Here is a 16,568-nt window from a genome sequence, read left to right as displayed (position 1 = left end):
TTAATTAGTTTTTGGTCTGGGGGTAATTTTTCCTTGGCCCGTGTCATTGAGTGGTAGGCCTTGCCGTACCGACTCAAACAGCTTGAACAGCTCATCTTGCTGCGCTTCCGATACCTGGTTCTTCTGACACCAACCGAGGATCCGGAGCCAGAGCCAGTCGGCAACCAGTTCGCAAATTCGTTCGCTCGAGGTCGCCTCTAGGCTGTCCTGGAAGACGATCAGCTCCTCGAGGATCGTGGGGGCAGAAATCTTCAATGCTGCCCGGTAGCTCGACTCAGGCCCCATCTCTTTGAGCCGACGCAGTTCACCAAGCGTCGTATCCATGAGACGGGTTCTGCGCAGTGCCATCAGGCTTCTACCTGGTCATGAGGTTTGATTCCTCTAACAAGGTCGATTTTGTTGGCAACCATATAGGCGGCCTCAACCTCTGATACACCGTGCTCACGCATGAGCTCACGACGCTCTGCCTTCTCTTCATTCTCAGTCATACCCAGAGCCAGGTAGATGCTCGGCGGTACGACCCGAAACAGCGCTTCGACCCGTTTTGAAAGCACGACCCCTTCGGTGTATTTGCGAGGCTCCTTGGTGGCCGAGAGCAGCAACTCCTTCTGCGCATCTGTCAGGCGCTTGAAGCGTGCGATCTGTTCCACTTCTGCAGGCGGCATAGTCAGGCACAGCCACCACTCGATCATGTTGAGCATTTTCTCCGCGATGTCCGGGAAGTCCGCCAGGTTCTGAGTGGCAATCCAGTACCAGGCCCCAAGCTTGCGCCACATCTTGGTGATTTTGACCGCATAGGGAGCCACTAGCTGGTTCGTCGTTGTGATGTGTCCTTCGTCGGTCAGCGCGATCAGGGGGCGACCAGCATGCTGTTCCCGTTCGGCAATGTTGTTGGCTCGGTTCAGAAGGGAAATGTAGGTGATGGCCATCTGGCCGTCGTAGCCCTCGCGCGCAAAGGTCGCCAGGTCAACCAGTGTGAAGTCGGCGTCCGGCCAAGGCGCCGATGGCCGGTCGAACAGCTCGCCTTCAAACCCCTGGCAGAACAGATTCATCGACTCAGCCATTTCTGCTGCCCGATCTCTTCGGCGTTCTGGCTTGTCCTCATCGCGTGACAACCCGAAGAGGGCGTCGCGAACGTGCGAAGGCAGTGTCTGCACACCGAGTTCACGCGTGGCCATTGCAGCATTGAAAATGGCCGTGCGAATCATGCTCCGGTCAGCGCGCGTCATCGCCTCGATCTCTTTAGGCTCGCCGCCGGTGATCATGAGGCGCGCAGCAATTTCCATCTCCCCCATGAGATCACGCTGCGCGTCGTCATCATCCGCTGCGAGTTCATCGGCATCATCCAACTCTGGTTCGTCGAGCTCGACCTTCGCCAGTTCCAGCAGCTTCCAGGCTTCGGCGAATGGATTCAGGCTCAACTGATGACCGTTGTGATCAAGTCCGCCCGGCTTGATGGTGATCCTGTTCACTGTGAGGCCTTTCCTGGCCATATCATCGGCTAGCAGCCCGAAGCTATTGCCGGCCTCGATCACGAACATGCGCGGCCGGAGTATGGCCATCAGCTCCATCATCAGCTTGACCAGCGTGGCAGATTTACCGGCGCCAGTTGGCCCCAGAAGGAGTAAGTGGCCGTTGGCTTGCCGGTCATGCTTGCTGGTTGGGTCAAAGCACAGCGGTTCCCCGCCACGATTGAAGAATGTCAGCCCCGGGGTGCCAGTTCCTCTCGAACGGCCATATAGGGGCACAAATCCAGCAATGTGCTGGACGAACATGAACTTGGAATACCAGTTGTACTTGTCGTCCATGGGATTGAATGCCATGGGGAGCCAGCGTAGGTAGCTGCTGCAGGGAGCGACTTCGTCTGCTTCAGCGGTGGGCTCCAGGTTGGCCTGCTGCAGAGCGTTGACAACCTGTCGGCGGCGCCGGCGTAACTCCTCGCGCGTATGCCCCTTGATGTATACCGAAATACTGCCTCGGTAGAGCTTGTGGCGCTCCCCAAGATACTGACGTGCTTCAGCGCAGTCCCGAGCGGTGAGCTCCGACTCAAGGTTCTCCCCGATCGACTTCTTCGAGAGCTGGGCCAGGTGCTCCTCGAGCACGTCCTGAGGAGTGACCAGCATGGTGATGGCCAAGATGGAGCCATCTGGCATGAGGTCGAACAGCGCGTTGATTGCATCGCCACGCTTTACCTCACCCGTGAAATGGCCGGGGCTAGGCTGCTTGCGCAGCCGCTCTACCGTCACGATCTGGTGGTAGATGCCATCAAACGCCCAGCCTATCTCTGGCAGTGACTTGGGCGAGGTGAAAAGCAGGGACTCAGCTAGATCATCTTCAGGTATCGGGAGTGAGCCCGGGGGCGGTGCTTCTTCAGCCGCCAGGTGGCTCTTGTCGACCAGGTCATACCAGGCCTGTGGATCACCAGCATCCGGGGCGGGGTTGAACCAGGGCAACATCCAGCGATGAAACTGTCGCTTCGACATGCGTGTTATTGGTATTCCGGCACCTGCCAGAGATGCAGTCAGTCGCGCACAGGCATCATTCAGGGCCTCCAGTGGGGACATATCGTAGAGATCAACTCCCTCGCCTTTGGGTATCCAGCGGTACACCACGATGCGTGCCTTGCGGATGGTTCCTCGCCAGGGCGTGCGGGTCACCATTTCGTCTTTGAACAATCCACCTTCTTTGGCGATCGCCTGCATGTGCCTTCGTGTCTGCTCCAGAAAGCTTTGGGTGAACTCGCTATCCAGGATTTCCGGTTTGATGTGAGCCTTTAACGCTTCCAGGTAGTCCCGAAAGTCGTCACTGTCCTGGCAGTAAAACTGCACGACCCAGGGGCTGTCCTCTTTCTCGTTGAAGCTGTCCTGCAGGGCATCTTCTATGACGTCGCGAACCTGCTCCAACCAGGCTTCGCCGCGCCCCTCGGTGGGGATCGTCCCTACATCGAATGCGGCGCCGACAGAGATACCATCGCTCAGCAGGATCGCCTGCTCGTCCTTGAGGTATTCGACCCATGGCAGTTGGGAGGCAAAGCTGGGCAGCGGTTTGTACATCGCGTCGACGTCAGACTGCATCAAGGGGCGAGTGGGCTGGCCGGGATCGGCAAAGAGCCTTCGCGCTGGCGTCGGTGTACGAGAGACTGTTGGAAAACCAGCAAACGACAGCAGTTTCTGCAGCATCAGTAATCCTCCGTGCGCTCACCTGGCATGGCGTATTGCACCCTAGAGAAGAAGGGAAAAACGGTTGAATATCCAGGGACTGGCGCCGGCTCGTTGCCGACCAGGTGCGGGTACACGTACATCACCAGGTCAGGGTTCGGTAACCTTGGGAACAGGTTGTAGATCTCGTTCTGGGCCGAGCGCGTATAGGCTTCTTGCTCGGCGGGATACTGCTGCATCTGTTGGTCTGTAAGAGGCCGGCGCAGTGAGGCGCGCGCGTCGGCGAATTGTTGCTTAGTGCCGTGGCCGCTGCTGTTCCAGAGATCCATCATGGTTTTATCGCCGCGCGGCAACATCTCCTCGGAGGTGGTTGAGCAGCCCGACAGAGCCAGGCTAATCAAGATCCAGAAGGGCAGACTGGCTGCTTTCATACTTCACCTTTCGTCCGTTGAGTTCGTAGTCGATTGGGATTTGGCTCGTGATATGAATCGCCACCTCTTGGCCCGGTGGGACGTAGACGGCGTCGAAGGTCTGGCCATAGCGCTCCATCGCCCACTTCCGCACGTCCTCCATGCCGCCGGCGCCGGCTTTACCCAGGATGTAATTGCCCAGGTTTCCGGTTACTGCAGAGGAAGATCCTGAGGAGTCCGCAGTCGTGGTGGTCTCTTGATTAGCGTACGCCTCGCCAGCGGCTGCCAGTCCGCCCATCAGGAACTGGCTGGCAATGAACTGACTGGCGTTGGACTTACGAGTGCCTGCGATGCACGGCACGCCATAAGGATCTGAGATCCAGCCGATCGTGCTGCGTTGACTGCTGTTGGATTGTCCGCTCGCCACAGCTTGTGGTGCCGGTACAGTGCGTACACGGCCATCCTGGAATGTGAAAGTGATGCTGTTGATGGCACCGCTCACGCATGACAGCGTCCAGTCGCCGGTGGCAGTACCGGATACGACAGCAGACTCTACGTCGGGGAGTTCGATGCCGTTGGAAATCAGATTGTCGGCGCCGATCAGCACCTTGAAAGGGTAGGGGTCGGTCACCGAGCCTTGAATCGGCACACGTCCAATCATCGCCGTCATGGCCACCGATCCCATGAGTGTCGAGTTCTCCGGGATGGTGAAGCGTGGTGTTGCCTCGCCAATGTCCCGCTCTCCTTTCAGGTTGGCCCTCAGGCTGCGCTGTGAGTCGGAGATGGGGTTGTCGTCGAGATCAGCGAGAGAACCGCTCAGGCTCGAGAACGAGCTGGGGAATGCTGACGGTTCCTTCCTGTTACCGGAGCGGTCGGTTGCAATGGTGTCGAGCGGCGAATGCCAGACGAGCTCGTCGGCTTTGCCAGGACTGATCGATTCAGCCCCCAGCCCGTTACCTTCCAGTCCCAGCCCCAGAGGAATGTCATCGTACCCACTGCCGCGTTGCTTGAGCTGATCAAGCTCGCCCTGCAGTTTGTCCAGAACGGATGTCAGTTGGTTGGCCTGGCTCTGGCTCTCCTGTTTGACATTTTCTACTGCGCGCTCCACGGTCTGATCAATATTCCTGCGCTCTCCACGCAGTCGTTCGTTCTCATCGATGAGGCGCTTGTTTTCCTGTGCGACGTGCTCTAGATCCTCTCGCATAGCCTTCACCTGACCGACGAGGGTGGCCACCGTATCCTTCGGTGTATCACCTACAAGCCCAAGCGCCTCGAGCTCTTCGACAGTCAGTGTTTTATCAAGAGCGGCCTGTTTTGCTGGGGCAGTTTCTGGCAGCTCACTGCTCGGCCATAGAACGAAGACCACAAGGGTTATGACCAGCGCCAGGGCTACGATGAGCTTCAGGATGGGATTACTCACGGTCAGAAACTCCCACGCCCGGCGTTGGTGGCAAAGCCAGCTCTAAAGACTTGTCGCGCGTCACGACATAGACCGTTGTCGTATCTGCCGGCGTGCCGGCCGGGCCGAGGTCGTTGTGCTGGAAGGTCGCAGCGTAAAGATCACCCTGCAGGTCTCGCGGATCCAGTTGAAGGCGCTCACGGCGGCGGTTCACGAGTCGAACAGCAGTAACCGTGAATGACCCCAGGCTCCACGCCCCCAGTGCCATAGCATCGATATCGAGAGTGGGGGCAAGCGTTTGGATATGCCCAGTCAACCTGACCGGAACTTGCTGCACATGGGGTAAGGCCTCCACTGTTCTGAGGGGGGCATACATCATCTGCGCGGCATAGCGGGTCAGCGCGACCGGGGCAGGTGTTCTGGCAGGTGCAGCTTCTACTGCAGGTTCCCTGCTTGCCTGCCCCGTCGAATCGCCCTGGGCGCCAGTCGAGACTCTATCGCCCGTGACGACCTTCGCCGGTTCGAGCTGGCCGGCATTATCAGTGGTGGCGATGTCGAGCAGGATGATCTCACCAGATTCATCGTCTCGTAGCTGTAGCCGACTTGGCGTAAACGCCTCATTGGCAAGCAGATACACTGCACCTGCAACGCTCTGGATACGCAGCTTGCCGGTCAGGGAACGAGGTGCTCCAACACTCACGTTGCGATCAATGAAGACGATACGCTCATGGCCAACAGAGAGCTGAATCGGTAGAGGTACGCGATTCCACTTGAACACTTCAACCGCATGAGCGATGGAGGCGCTGGTGCAGAGCCCAATAACCGCTAGCGTTAGGAGTAGTTTCGCTCTCACTGCTCGCCCTCCCGCACCACACTCAGTAGTTGAGGCACTTCGGCATAGCAGTCCAGTTGCAACCCCCAAGGGTTCAGTTCTGGATCGACGTCATTGCGCACGACACGGATAGGGTAGCGAACGAGCGTGCTCTTAACGGGCTCAGCCATGTAGTGTTCGTCGGTCACCAGATCCAGATAGACCACCCAACTGTCTCTCCCCTCGACATCGACTCGGCTGTTCTTGAATCCCCGTCCGGGAATCTCGTACACGGATCGCTCACGCTTGAGCAGCTCATTCGCGGCCTTGCGCCTGCTCGCGTCTGCTTCAAGAAATGCCCGGCAGGATGGAGTCAGCAGCGCCTGCAGGTTGTAGATGTTCTGCTCGTATTCGATAGAGCCATCTGTTTGCCAGCGGTTGAGCTGCTGGAAGATGTAATAGGCGAACGAATAGACAGTGCTCGGTGGAACAACCCACCACTCTCTGGTGCTGCCAGAGCGAAGGTCTGGTGGATTGTGTACGGTCAGGTTCTTCGGGGCGGAGTACCACCCATAGGCGAGCAACAGGCAAAAGCCGATGAGGATCCCGCACCCAATGCGGAGTGTTTTGATATGTGAATCTCGCTCATCCAGAGCACGTTTGTACCGACTCATGAGATCACTTCCTGCGCAGGGACCAGGAGCTTTCCTGCAGGACGAGCCTGCGGTCAGCTACACCAAGGGCCTCGAAAAAAGAGGCATACGAAGAGAGGGTCAGGCGGGCCTGCAGAGATCGGTAGAGCCACATCACTGCCCGGCCACGCTTCTTGATCGCCAGCGCTTTGCCGGCGAAAAAGACACAAAGAAAACCCGCCAACAGTGTTGCTGTGGGAATCACCGCCCAGTAACCCGACAGGATGAAGATCGCGATGCCCAGCCCAATCCCTAAGGCAGCGCCGGAAAAAAACGACATGAACATCTCAGCCGAGGTCAGGCCACGAAAGACCACAGGCGGGCGGTTCAAGCGCTCTGGTAAGAATTCGACAGCCATCAGAGGATCTCGGATGCCTTGTTTACCAACCAGATCACGATGATCAGCAGACCACCGCCGACCAGGACGACGGTGAAAAACTCAGTCCAGGTTGCTTTCTTCTGAGTCACTTCATGGAATTTCTGAATAGCGTTTATCGCAACGATGCTGAAGCCGACCACCGCGATTCCCAGGCCGAACACTACGGCAATGTCGTATCCATAGTTCTGGAGCATCTTGAGGAAGCCGCCTTCTGTTCCGCGGCTAGGTGCATCTGGTCTAGGGAGTGCAGCAAATGCCGGCGAGGCGAGCAGAGCCGTGATGCCGGCGATGAGGCGAAGCCACAGGATTTGGACTTTGTGCATTGAAAACACTCCTAGCGAGAAATAATCAGAAGGACAACGAAAAGAAGGACGGCCAGGCGCAGCAGGGTGCCCCCGAACTTTTTCAGGGCGAGGCTTCGGTCAGCCCAGCCGCGATAGGCGGACAGCAACACCCACGCAACGAACAGGAAGAGTAAAACTGCGACGAAACCGGAGATCGCAAGCGACAGGTCATCCGCTGAATATCCTGCGCCCAGTTCAAAAGCTGCCTTCTGCTCCTGGTTCATTGCGGGGCTCCTCGATCACGGCTGTAGTCGCCAGTGATTTCCTGGATGTCTCGAGGCTGAGCTCTTGATGGGGCGAGATAGCCTTGTAACCCAGCCTCGATGCGAGTGAGGTCAGACTGGATCAGGTCGTAATCAAGCTCGTAACGGCTGCCGCGCACGTCACGAGACGCGCGCGCCTGGGCTTGCGCACGCTTGATGATCGCTTTGACGTTTTCGAGCTGTTTCAGCGCAAGGGATATTTCGCGGATTTCCTGAGGATTACCGCTTGCCCACGTCTGCGCCGAGAGTAGAAATACGCCTGCCAGTACGAAGCACTGACTGACACGGCGCACGTAGGTATGGCTTGGTTGCATCGAGGCTGACCCGTCATGAATGTACGGGTGAAAGCCTCACGGAAATGCATCGACAGATGAACAGATAACTCTTTTTTGCCAGCCGAGAATTAATTCGCAGCCTCTTTCGGACGCTTCCAGAACAGGCAAAACCCTGCCGTTATCGGGTAGCTGATGGCGCTGCCGCCGGCCTGTGTACTTTCGGGGATCTGGTACACCCCCCTCAGCAGCGGCTGCGCGCTGACCAGTTCCCAGCCCGCTCCCCCCATCTTGTTGAGCTGTTTTTGCCAGTCACCCGTTGAAGAAATATCTGGCTCAGTCAAAGGCAAATCGGTCTTGAAGATCCAGACCCCCGAACGTTCGCGCTTGTAGTCCAGTTCGACGTACGAGGTTGCGTATTCATAGGTCATGTGAGCCTCCTGGTAATGGTTAGAGGTATTTCTTGAACGAGCCCGCCGTGATCGAGACAGCAAGGCCAAGCAACAGCGCGCACGGTAGAAGCACCCAGTTCGGATGAACGGAGAAGGGCAGTGATAGGTAGATCAGCCAGGCCGAGAGGAAGAGTGGAACGATCAGCCGCTTCGAGTGGTGATAGACAAACGAAGACTCGCGGCCGGCGCCGAACCGCCGAATGTCACGTCGCACCAGTCCATCCACCAGCCCGACCATCGCTGCCATTACAAACAACGGGCTGGTCAATGTGAGGATGACCAGGCGAACCATAAATGTCAGCGTGACGTATAGCGTCGCCAGCAGGTAGTCCTCGATGGCCACCGCAAGTTGGTTCGAGTAGACCTTGAGGACGGATGTGCCCTGCGGCAACGGTTGCCGAGCGCTCACGATCCAGTCGAGGAAGCCCGTCTTCACGAACAGCCATTCGTAGGCTGTGAAGGTCAGTTGCTGCGCTGCTTGGCCTGGATCAGACATCAAGAGAGATCGCGTGAAATCGTCAGAGATCCAGCCGAGCTCGATGGTGAGCATGGCCTTCGCGTGCAGGTAGCCCTCTTCGTCCCACAGATCGAATGCAATACCCAGCCATTCAATCAGGATGCTCACGCACAGGGAGAGCAGCAGCACGCCGACTGCTACTTTCGCCTTGTGGATGAGTCCAAGTATCCCCTTTGGGGGCTCCTTTGGCTGTGCCGGCGCGCGTGATTGATCTGCCATGGTGGCTACCTGATTCAGTGCAGAGTGATGCTGGTTGTTGTGCAGGTGATGAGCTGCGGTGCGAACTCTGGTGGTTCAATGGTGATCATCAGGGAGCAGTTCGATTCCGGGTCAGGGATAGGCCCAACCAGACGAGGAGCCAGGCCGTGGACTTCGAGCAAGCTGAGTAACTCATCTGCTGCCAGCCCGAGCTGGATCCTTGTTTGAAGTTGCAGCAGCGAATCCAGGTATCTACTCGATGCTGGCAGCGTAATGGATTGGACTTGGAGTACCGCCTGAGCCGTGCGAACGAGCGAGTGCCCGTTGTTTGCCGCCTCCCGGATTGGCATCAGGATGCCTCCTCTAAATCATTGAGCAGCGACTCCTCGTTGTAGTCTGGAGCCGCTGTACCAGACCACCATTGGCCGCTGGTTCGATAGTTCTTGCGCATGTAGCCCGCTAACGCTTCGAGGTTCTCTGGCATCAGGTCATCGTCATTCGAGGCAGGGAGTGGCATCCGGATTTTCCAGAGCTGCCCGCCCTCGAGCAGCGCAAACGCCTGACCTTTAGGGAGCCGAACAACACTGGCGGGTTCTATCATCGGAACGCTTGAAGTGCTTACCCGATCCTGTGTCGCTGAGGTGAAGTCGGTATCGCTTGTGGGGTCAGATGAGTCGGTCGCTCCCGACACGAGCGTCGTGGTGTATACGTCGACCTTGGGCAACTGGTTTGTCAGTAGCTCTGCAGTGGCTGTTTCACGAACACGCAGCATGATGAGGTTGTTGAAGTTACCCACGACCTGGCCGGCTTTCGCTCGACTCCCGATGCGGGCCTCGATGTCGCTCATGGTCTGGGTGTAGGCCGTTACCTGCATGCCGGCACCTCCCCCCTTGTTGATCAACGGGATGAACTCTTCGCCCATCAACTCGTTGAATTCGTCGCAATGCAGGTTGATCGCCACCTTGCTCGCGCCTTCCCCCGGCAGCCCGTCATCAATCCCGTGCTTGTAGATGTGGCCTGCGACCGATACCAGATCAGCGAACATGCTGTTGCCGACGGCAGATGCAATCTCTGGGTCAGAGAGAGCATCCAAGCCGATATAGACGATGCCGCGCTTACGGATGATCTGCTGCCAGTCGAAGATGGGGCGTGGATCCTCGAGGTCGGTGTAGTTTGGAGCAAGCAACTGGGCAATCTTGCCGGTGGTGAGTTTCTCCAGGAGCGGTAGGAGTGACGCAACGATCTTGTCGAAGTAGGTGCGGTCATACCTCACAGCACTGCGCAGGCCATCCATCACGGGGTCGTGGATCTTGCGCATGGCGAGATACTGCTCGATGGCCACCACACGCTTGTCTCGACCGTGCATGTTGCGCGGGATGTTCTTGTCGTTCAGGCCGTTCTCGATGGCCACGATCAGTTCCCAGGCTTTTGGATCTTTCTGAGGCAGCATGAACTGGGCGTACTCGATGAACAGCGCATCGATGTTGACCACGTCCCGCTGAATCATCAGGTAGTCAGGCCGTTGGCCGAGAGCGTTTCTGGCACGCGCCACGATGTTCACGAATCTCCAAGCGAACTCCTTGAATGCTGCCGAGTTACCCTCACTGGCCAGTTGCCCAGAAATACGCGAGGCGACTTCGGAGATTCGACCGAACCGACCTACGGCGTTATAGCGAGCCGAGATTTCCGGCCAGCCAAGGTGGAACATGTAGAAGCTGTCGAGTCGGCCCGCACGCTTGGCCTCTGCATACATCCGTCGCAGCAGGTCAGCATCCCCCTTCGGGTCGAAGACAATGACCACTTCATGTTCCTTCCTGCCCTGGACGATTTTGACCCTCCTGATGTCTTGCGTGACGAGCAGCTCGGCCAGGCGGGTTTTACCCACCCGAGTCGTGCCCTGGACGAGGGTGTGACCCACCCGCTCACCGAGCGGTAGTAGTACGTCCTCTTCGTCAGGCTCAATGCCATGAAGGATCGGTGAACCACCGACCGGCGGAAGTGGCCGAACCGGGTTGAAAGCACTGTCCCACTGGAGCCCGCGCCTGACGGCTCTTGCCAGCGGATGTGGCAAAAGCTTCTGGCCTTCACGGTCAAGGCGCTTCTCAAGCCGGCGGGCGGATCGGTAGAGCTTGCTCGGGGTCACATACTTCGCGACTTCCGGTTTCAACGTGCTGTAGAGGCGCTGCGTGTGCTTCTGCGTCCATTGGAACCCCCTGCCGAGGAACAGGTGGGAGGAGCTTACAGGCACGTTGGCACTGGCCATTTCGTACTTGGGAAGTCTCCTGATGTTTCGCTGGTACATGAGCACCTGCCAGGCATCCATCGCCCGATGGAATGCCAACAGTAAAAATGCTGCGGCCATTCCAGCGCCGACTGTCGGTTTGAGCGCCACCGACCATGGTGCCCATAGGCATAGCACTGCACACAGAAGGCATATTGCTGTCGTGTAGAGCTCCACCGCTGGGCGAAGCAGCGCTTCAATCACATGCTGACGTGACATGATCATTGCTCCACGGCAGTACGCGTGATCAGGGCAGGGTAGTGTTTCAGGCCAACCCGGGCAGCGAAGTCGTCAATGTGCATGGGTATGACGCCAAGACCTGGAGCGGCTGCCCGGATACGACCGAGAGCCGCCTTGTCACGAACATTGACCGCCCAACCCACAGCCTGCAGTTGATGAAGGGCTGCTTGATTGCGCTGGATCCATGCGAGAGATCGGTTGTCGTCACCGACGATGAAAAGAGGGGCTGGCAACATGGGGAGCTGCACGGCTTTACGCTCGACCTCACCAGGTGTGAGCTGGCTCGGAACAGGCAGCATGTCCTCAATTCCTGCTGGGCCGACTGGAGGATGGGGCTGCATTTGACTTGCGCTGTGACTATCTGCTGGTTCCGCAGATATCCCCGCGTAGAAGGGGGCTGCAGGGATGCCACCGAAATCTGCCACGACGGTCATCGCTGTGCATACGCCGGAGACCATAAGCATTGGCAGAGAGAGAACTAGAGATCGCATCAGCGCGCCCTCAATGGTTTGAAATTGGGAAGGTGCAGAGCTGAGCGCAGATCTGGCGTAGGCGTGATCTCACTGCAGCTCGATAGCGCTTTGCGGGCTGTCCTCCGGCAGGGCGGTGATACTGCCCCGCTGCAGTTACCCAGTCGCCGGACGAGTCGAAGTAACGTCGAAGCTGCTTGGACGCGGCCTGTAGATTCGCGTACGGATCGAGGGCGTCACAGGGATGGGCGAACCAGAACTTTCCGACATAGCCCCAATTCTGCTGGGTCAAGCCGATATCGACACCGAACTCGCCATGCTCGCGTATACCCTCCAGGGCAGCGCTGCATGCCTCATGGCGAGTTGCGAAGTAAAAGGACTTACCCTTGATGTTCAACGTCCATGGCCACGGGAAATACCCAATACGCAGCTTCGTGTTGCTCTCGGTCTTGGCCACGGCATAGAGCAGCTCGGATGGAGTGCCTCCCGCGTGCGCTGCGACCTGGTACGCCGGCGGCGGTATCTCAGGCCAGTCCTGTGCCTCCACATCACCCACAGCGCAGATTGCCGCTGCAATCAAAGCTCGACAGGTAGCCATTGATCACCAGCTCGCTTGAACGCAGCGGGAAGAGTGCCGGTTAGACCACCGAGGTCGAACCATTGGCCATTGTCGTGATTCAGCGTTATCTGGCGGGTACGCACCCGATCAGGTGGGATACCCACGGATTTGGCCCAAGCACGGATCACCTGGTCATCATTGTCAGTTCCTACGAGAAACAGATCGAATGCTGCGCCGCTCGTGACCAAGCGCTTAACCAAAGCCGCGCAGGTTTCACATTTCTGTGAAACGAATACCAGCAGGCGTGACGCCTGGGCGGGGGAGGCCGCATCGGTGCCAGGGACGCTGGATCCACTCCGCATGACCGGTATCAGGTCAGGGTATAGGCGCTTCCAGGCGGCGTCATATTCCTTCTGAAATGCAAGCTCCTGCTCGATACGCAGTTTCTCAGCCTCGACAAGCATTTCGGCAAAGCGTCGGCGCTCAGCATCGGTTTCAGCACTGAGGCCCAGGGTAGTGATGGGATCAAGGCCTGGAGACCATGTACCTCGCGGGCCAGCCTGGAGATCCTGGTATCGCTGCCAATCCGAAGCGTTTAGACGCCAGGCCTTCGCAGCAGAAGCTTCCTGGGTGGTGGTTTTACGCGTCGTACTGGTTTCATCGGCGATCGCTGTATTGGACAGCAACAGAGCGGCAGCCAGTGCGATGTATTTCAATTGCATGTTCAGATTCCTTGCCCCGATTTATCTGATGCTCACCACTCGCTCTTCCCCGCCGGCGGAGAAGACAGCAGCACGATCCTCTACTCGGATCAGCTTCCAGCTTTGATACGCCTCACCGGGCCTCAACAACTGAACATCTCCCAGGCTGGCGGCTCCGTCACGGGCGATGGACGCGAATGGTTCCCCTGCCCTGGTCTCGATGCCGAGCAACACAAACGGAGGAGGTGATGCCAGTTTTGGCTTCGCCTTCGCGATGCGGGCGGCAGGAGCCGGTCGCTTCTTGGGTGGCGATTTAACTGGTGTCGGAATGGCGGGGGCCGCTGGCTGAGGAAGCGAAGCAGGAATGCGCTTTAGCGCTGTAACGTCTTCGACGAGCTGCTCTACCTTCGCAGCGAGAACGACCCGTAGCTCCAAGGTGTCAACTTGGGACGCGCCCAGGGAATCAGCGAGCTGCTTCAGCTCTGCGACCTTGGTGTCCAGAGAGCTTAGTTGCGCATTTGTAGTGCCCTTCAGGCTGCTGACTGCCTCAGCGAGCTCTGTATTGGCGGCTCGCAAGCCATCAAGTTCTGCAGACGTTTGCGTGAGCTGTTCTTGCTGCCTTGAGGTCGCTGCTGATTTGTCGTATTGAAACCAGCCCAGCCAACCGAGCTGCCCTAGCTGTAGTGCAACCAGCAGCGCCGTCGCTGTACTGATCCGTTTCTTCGACATGGTGACCTCTTGCCGTGCCTTCGGTGATGCGCGATAGGCTGCTGGAGATGCATGTCGGTCTCAATGCGAATTCAAAAATGCGCGGAGGGGGAATTATTCGGGAGGCTGAGAAACCGCTTTCAGTGCGGCTAGTTGACCGCCACGACAGCACCGTTCGGAACCGTGCCAGGCACGGCTATTCCAGTTGTGCCACCGTTCGGTGAAATGAGGATGCCGGCACGGTTCACCCCTACAGCTATAGACTCTGTGAGCGACGACAGAGCCGCAGGTAGGCCTGGGGCCATATCACTGTAGTACGTGAAGGCCTGACCATTTTCGATATACGCAGAAACCCCTGCCGGGCGGTTGTACCAGGCCGGCAGTGAAAGGGTAGAGGGAACTCCAGTGAAGCCAGGGTTGTTGTGAGCATACTCAGCAACAGCTGACCGATACACGAGCATGCCTCTGCTCAACGCATCCAGGCTGGCCTGTTCAGACGTTATGGCGTCGTCGTGCAGAACATTAACGAGCACACCGCTCGCTATTACTAGGAAGGTGATGACGATCCATTGAAAGTTCAATTCTGGAGACTCTCGCTTTGTTTATTATTTGAGCTGGCGACACCGGACACTTTTCCAGTCTTCGTTTGGCGCTGTGAGTCCTGTCATGACATAACCATCTGGACATTCTAGGGGTCTCCATCCCTGCCCATATGTGTTCGTCATGGCCCATGTGGCTCCTAGTGAAGCTCCGCCACTTGCCCGCCATACCCCTCCTTGACAGGTCAACAGCCCCCCCTGTGAGTTCTTCGATACTAGACCCGTTTTTGCACAAGCCCCATCCACCTGAGCAACACTCTCGATATCCAGATACTCCCCCACAACGACTCGACCTTGCGATTCAATCGTGCCGCCACGGATTCTCCCGCCGGTGAGTAGTCCCTTGTCATTGAATACCCGAAGCCATTCGGCATCCGACTGATAGATGCCACCACCCCACTTCTCGCTATACCAGCCAGTATCACCTGTCGATCGAAACCAGCTACTTGCCTCAACTGTTTCAGCCGTTACCGATTCTGACGCCGTGACAGCTCGGGTATTCACCTGGTCGGCATTGTTGATGTCGTTACCGCCCATATTGATGGCGGTATTCATCGTGTTGAGCTCGGGGCGGCCAGGTACGGCGTTACGGTAGAGGTAGTCGTTTGCCAGCTCTCCATCCATCAGGAACAGGGCGCTAGCTGTGTGACCTGGGCCGGGAGATATCCCGTAATTACTCAACGCGAGTTGCCACCCTCCCCGAATGCCCTGAATGACATTGCTATTCAACGATGAGATGAATCCCCCTGGGCCACCGAGGTTCTCGGCTATCGTCCGCACCCCAATCTCAGGGATTGCACGACCGTCGGTTGTGATGACGATGGCCTCGAGCTGGTTGGGGTTCGGTCTTCTGGCTAGGCCGATGATCGTTTGTCCGAACAGGTTCGTGTCACTGTAGCCGTCGGGCAGGTATTGGGTGCTGCGCAGCATGGCCACAGTGATCTGCGCAGGCGCGGTCGCTGTTGCATTGGCCAGCACCGTGCTGTAGTGATCTTTCAGATATTTCGAGAACGCTTCTGCCACTGTGCGTTGCTGATCGGCGGCTATGCGGTAGTCCTGTTGATCCATCTGCCTGGTTACCCAGCCAGTTGCCAGAGCAATCATGATCGACAGCACTATCAAGGTGATCACTGCATCGACACCCAAAAAACCAGACTGACTGCGTTTACTGATCATTCCAGAGGCTCCTTGAGGATTGATGAGCAATTTCTTGCTCGAGGGTAGATAGCTGGCCCGAGCGGACTTTTTCGCGAATTGCTGCGCTGTCATGCCCCGTGAAGGAGAGGCACTGCAGCTTGAGCCGCTTTATCCCAGAGGCATTCGTGATCAACGTCTGATGGATCACGGCAATGAGCCCCTGGGCGAGGATTTGCCTGGCATTTGGCAGGAGGGGTTGTGCGAGAACAGCCAAACGTTCTATGCCCTGGATGACGCTACCTGAGTGCCCTGTGCAGATGATCAGGTGGCCATTGATACAGGCTTGCACGACCTGAACGGCTGTAGGTGTATCCCGTACTTCGCCAACAAGCAGTAGGTCTGCTCGGGTGCGCAATGCTCGCACCAGTGCTTCTTCATAGCCGCCATTCCGCCGCGATACCGGGATCTGGATGCAGCGCCCCAGTCCATGCTCACCGTGCAGAAGAGGCTCGGGCGGATCCTCGACCGTCAGTGCAGTGCCGCCGTGTGCTTCCAGTCGGGCTTTGACGATCGAGGCAGCGCTGGAGGTTTTCCCCGAGCCCATTTCCCCGCAAATGAAGATGAGCCCGCGAATGGATTCCTGCATCAGCGTGACGTGTATCTCTTCCGGCAGCCCAAGGTTATCGAGCGGCAGGATCTTCACCGACGACTTGTTCAGCACGAATACCTGCTTGGCATTCACATCCTGGAGTTGAGTGACCCTGAGTACCACACCCTCCAGAATCAACGAAAACTCAGGTTCTTGGGTTGCGTTGAAGTGATCGATACAACGCTGCAGCAGGCCTTCCAGTTCCTCTGACCAAGTATCAGGTGCAGGGACGCGTCGAGGCTGGCCAGGCAGCCCCTTCACATCTGAAAAGCCGTCGCCAAGGTACAGGTCGACGAACTCGACTCCAGCAATGAGGCTCACGCTACGAA

The 16,568-nt window shown here is 57.7% G+C and carries 21 protein-coding genes; all 21 read right to left on the bottom strand.

Annotation, left to right across the window (positions count from 1 at the left end):
* The 21 genes from OU800_RS22125 to OU800_RS22025 all read right to left on the bottom strand — a co-directional run bounded on the left by OU800_RS22125 (position 1) and on the right by OU800_RS22025 (position 16,560).
* Complete coding sequence (locus OU800_RS22125) at positions 1–348, bottom strand: hypothetical protein (protein ID WP_268179497.1); 348 nt, start codon at positions 346–348, stop codon at positions 1–3.
* Positions 348–3,179 (bottom strand): conjugative transfer ATPase, encoded by a 2,832-nt coding sequence (locus tag OU800_RS22120; RefSeq protein WP_268179496.1) that lies wholly within the window; start codon positions 3,177–3,179, stop codon positions 348–350. Before OU800_RS22120 ends, OU800_RS22125 begins: the two co-directional genes overlap by 1 nt.
* Positions 3,179–3,589: a TIGR03751 family conjugal transfer lipoprotein gene (locus OU800_RS22115; protein WP_268179495.1), complete on the bottom strand. Its 411-nt coding sequence runs from the start codon at positions 3,587–3,589 to the stop codon at positions 3,179–3,181. Before OU800_RS22115 ends, OU800_RS22120 begins: the two co-directional genes overlap by 1 nt.
* Positions 3,552–4,988 carry a TIGR03752 family integrating conjugative element protein gene (locus tag OU800_RS22110; protein WP_268179494.1) on the bottom strand — a complete coding sequence of 479 codons (1,437 nt, stop codon included), beginning with the start codon at positions 4,986–4,988 and terminating at the stop codon, positions 3,552–3,554. Before OU800_RS22110 ends, OU800_RS22115 begins: the two co-directional genes overlap by 38 nt.
* The gene (locus tag OU800_RS22105) at positions 4,981–5,820 is read right to left on the bottom strand and encodes a TIGR03749 family integrating conjugative element protein (protein WP_442964721.1); all 840 of its coding nucleotides are present in this window, start codon (positions 5,818–5,820) and stop codon (positions 4,981–4,983) included. The genes OU800_RS22110 and OU800_RS22105 overlap by 8 nt, the downstream gene beginning before the upstream one ends.
* On the bottom strand, positions 5,817–6,452 hold the full coding sequence (locus OU800_RS22100; protein WP_268179492.1) for a PFL_4703 family integrating conjugative element protein: 636 nt from the start codon (positions 6,450–6,452) through the stop codon (positions 5,817–5,819). Before OU800_RS22100 ends, OU800_RS22105 begins: the two co-directional genes overlap by 4 nt.
* Positions 6,453–6,456: 4 nt before the next feature.
* A complete protein-coding gene (locus OU800_RS22095) occupies positions 6,457–6,828 on the bottom strand; it encodes a TIGR03750 family conjugal transfer protein (RefSeq protein ID WP_268179491.1) in 372 nt (123 codons plus the stop codon).
* A complete protein-coding gene (locus OU800_RS22090) occupies positions 6,828–7,172 on the bottom strand; it encodes a TIGR03745 family integrating conjugative element membrane protein (protein ID WP_268179490.1) in 345 nt (114 codons plus the stop codon). Before OU800_RS22090 ends, OU800_RS22095 begins: the two co-directional genes overlap by 1 nt.
* Positions 7,173–7,183: 11 nt before the next feature.
* On the bottom strand, positions 7,184–7,417 hold the full coding sequence (locus OU800_RS22085; RefSeq protein ID WP_268179489.1) for a TIGR03758 family integrating conjugative element protein: 234 nt from the start codon (positions 7,415–7,417) through the stop codon (positions 7,184–7,186).
* On the bottom strand, positions 7,414–7,770 hold the full coding sequence (locus OU800_RS22080; RefSeq protein ID WP_268179488.1) for an integrative conjugative element protein, RAQPRD family: 357 nt from the start codon (positions 7,768–7,770) through the stop codon (positions 7,414–7,416). Before OU800_RS22080 ends, OU800_RS22085 begins: the two co-directional genes overlap by 4 nt.
* Positions 7,771–7,859: 89 nt before the next feature.
* Positions 7,860–8,159 (bottom strand): DUF4177 domain-containing protein, encoded by a 300-nt coding sequence (locus OU800_RS22075; protein WP_268179487.1) that lies wholly within the window; start codon positions 8,157–8,159, stop codon positions 7,860–7,862.
* Between the two features lie 19 nt (positions 8,160–8,178).
* Positions 8,179–8,916, bottom strand: coding sequence for a TIGR03747 family integrating conjugative element membrane protein (locus tag OU800_RS22070; RefSeq protein WP_268179486.1), 738 nt, complete (start codon positions 8,914–8,916; stop codon positions 8,179–8,181).
* A 14-nt stretch (positions 8,917–8,930) separates the two neighbouring features.
* Positions 8,931–9,245 (bottom strand): hypothetical protein, encoded by a 315-nt coding sequence (locus tag OU800_RS22065; protein ID WP_268179485.1) that lies wholly within the window; start codon positions 9,243–9,245, stop codon positions 8,931–8,933.
* Positions 9,245–11,395 carry a type IV conjugative transfer system coupling protein TraD gene (gene traD / locus OU800_RS22060; RefSeq protein ID WP_268179484.1) on the bottom strand — a complete coding sequence of 717 codons (2,151 nt, stop codon included), beginning with the start codon at positions 11,393–11,395 and terminating at the stop codon, positions 9,245–9,247. Before traD ends, OU800_RS22065 begins: the two co-directional genes overlap by 1 nt.
* Before the next feature lie 2 nt (positions 11,396–11,397).
* Entirely contained in the window at positions 11,398–11,850 is a 453-nt protein-coding gene (locus tag OU800_RS22055) for an integrating conjugative element protein (RefSeq protein WP_268179483.1), read from the bottom strand.
* Between the two features lie 67 nt (positions 11,851–11,917).
* Positions 11,918–12,343 carry a Soluble lytic murein transglycosylase gene (locus OU800_RS22050; protein WP_268179482.1) on the bottom strand — a complete coding sequence of 142 codons (426 nt, stop codon included), beginning with the start codon at positions 12,341–12,343 and terminating at the stop codon, positions 11,918–11,920.
* 119 nt (positions 12,344–12,462) lie between these two features.
* Entirely contained in the window at positions 12,463–13,167 is a 705-nt protein-coding gene (locus OU800_RS22045; RefSeq protein WP_268179481.1) for a TIGR03759 family integrating conjugative element protein, read from the bottom strand.
* A gap of 21 nt (positions 13,168–13,188) precedes the next feature.
* Complete coding sequence (locus tag OU800_RS22040) at positions 13,189–13,875, bottom strand: hypothetical protein (protein WP_268179480.1); 687 nt, start codon at positions 13,873–13,875, stop codon at positions 13,189–13,191.
* A 128-nt stretch (positions 13,876–14,003) separates the two neighbouring features.
* The gene (gene pilM / locus OU800_RS22035) at positions 14,004–14,387 is read right to left on the bottom strand and encodes a type IV pilus biogenesis protein PilM (RefSeq protein WP_268184401.1); all 384 of its coding nucleotides are present in this window, start codon (positions 14,385–14,387) and stop codon (positions 14,004–14,006) included.
* Between the two features lie 72 nt (positions 14,388–14,459).
* The gene (pilV, locus tag OU800_RS22030) at positions 14,460–15,629 is read right to left on the bottom strand and encodes a shufflon system plasmid conjugative transfer pilus tip adhesin PilV (RefSeq protein ID WP_268179479.1); all 1,170 of its coding nucleotides are present in this window, start codon (positions 15,627–15,629) and stop codon (positions 14,460–14,462) included.
* The gene (locus tag OU800_RS22025) at positions 15,619–16,560 is read right to left on the bottom strand and encodes an ATPase, T2SS/T4P/T4SS family (RefSeq protein WP_268179478.1); all 942 of its coding nucleotides are present in this window, start codon (positions 16,558–16,560) and stop codon (positions 15,619–15,621) included. The genes pilV and OU800_RS22025 overlap by 11 nt, the downstream gene beginning before the upstream one ends.
* Between the last annotated feature and the right edge of the window lie 8 nt (positions 16,561–16,568).

This window comes from Pseudomonas sp. GOM7, assembly GCF_026723825.1.
GTDB lineage: Bacteria > Pseudomonadota > Gammaproteobacteria > Pseudomonadales > Pseudomonadaceae > Aquipseudomonas.
Note: the sequence above shows the minus strand (reverse complement) of the source record. Positions and strands in the feature narration are given on the sequence as shown.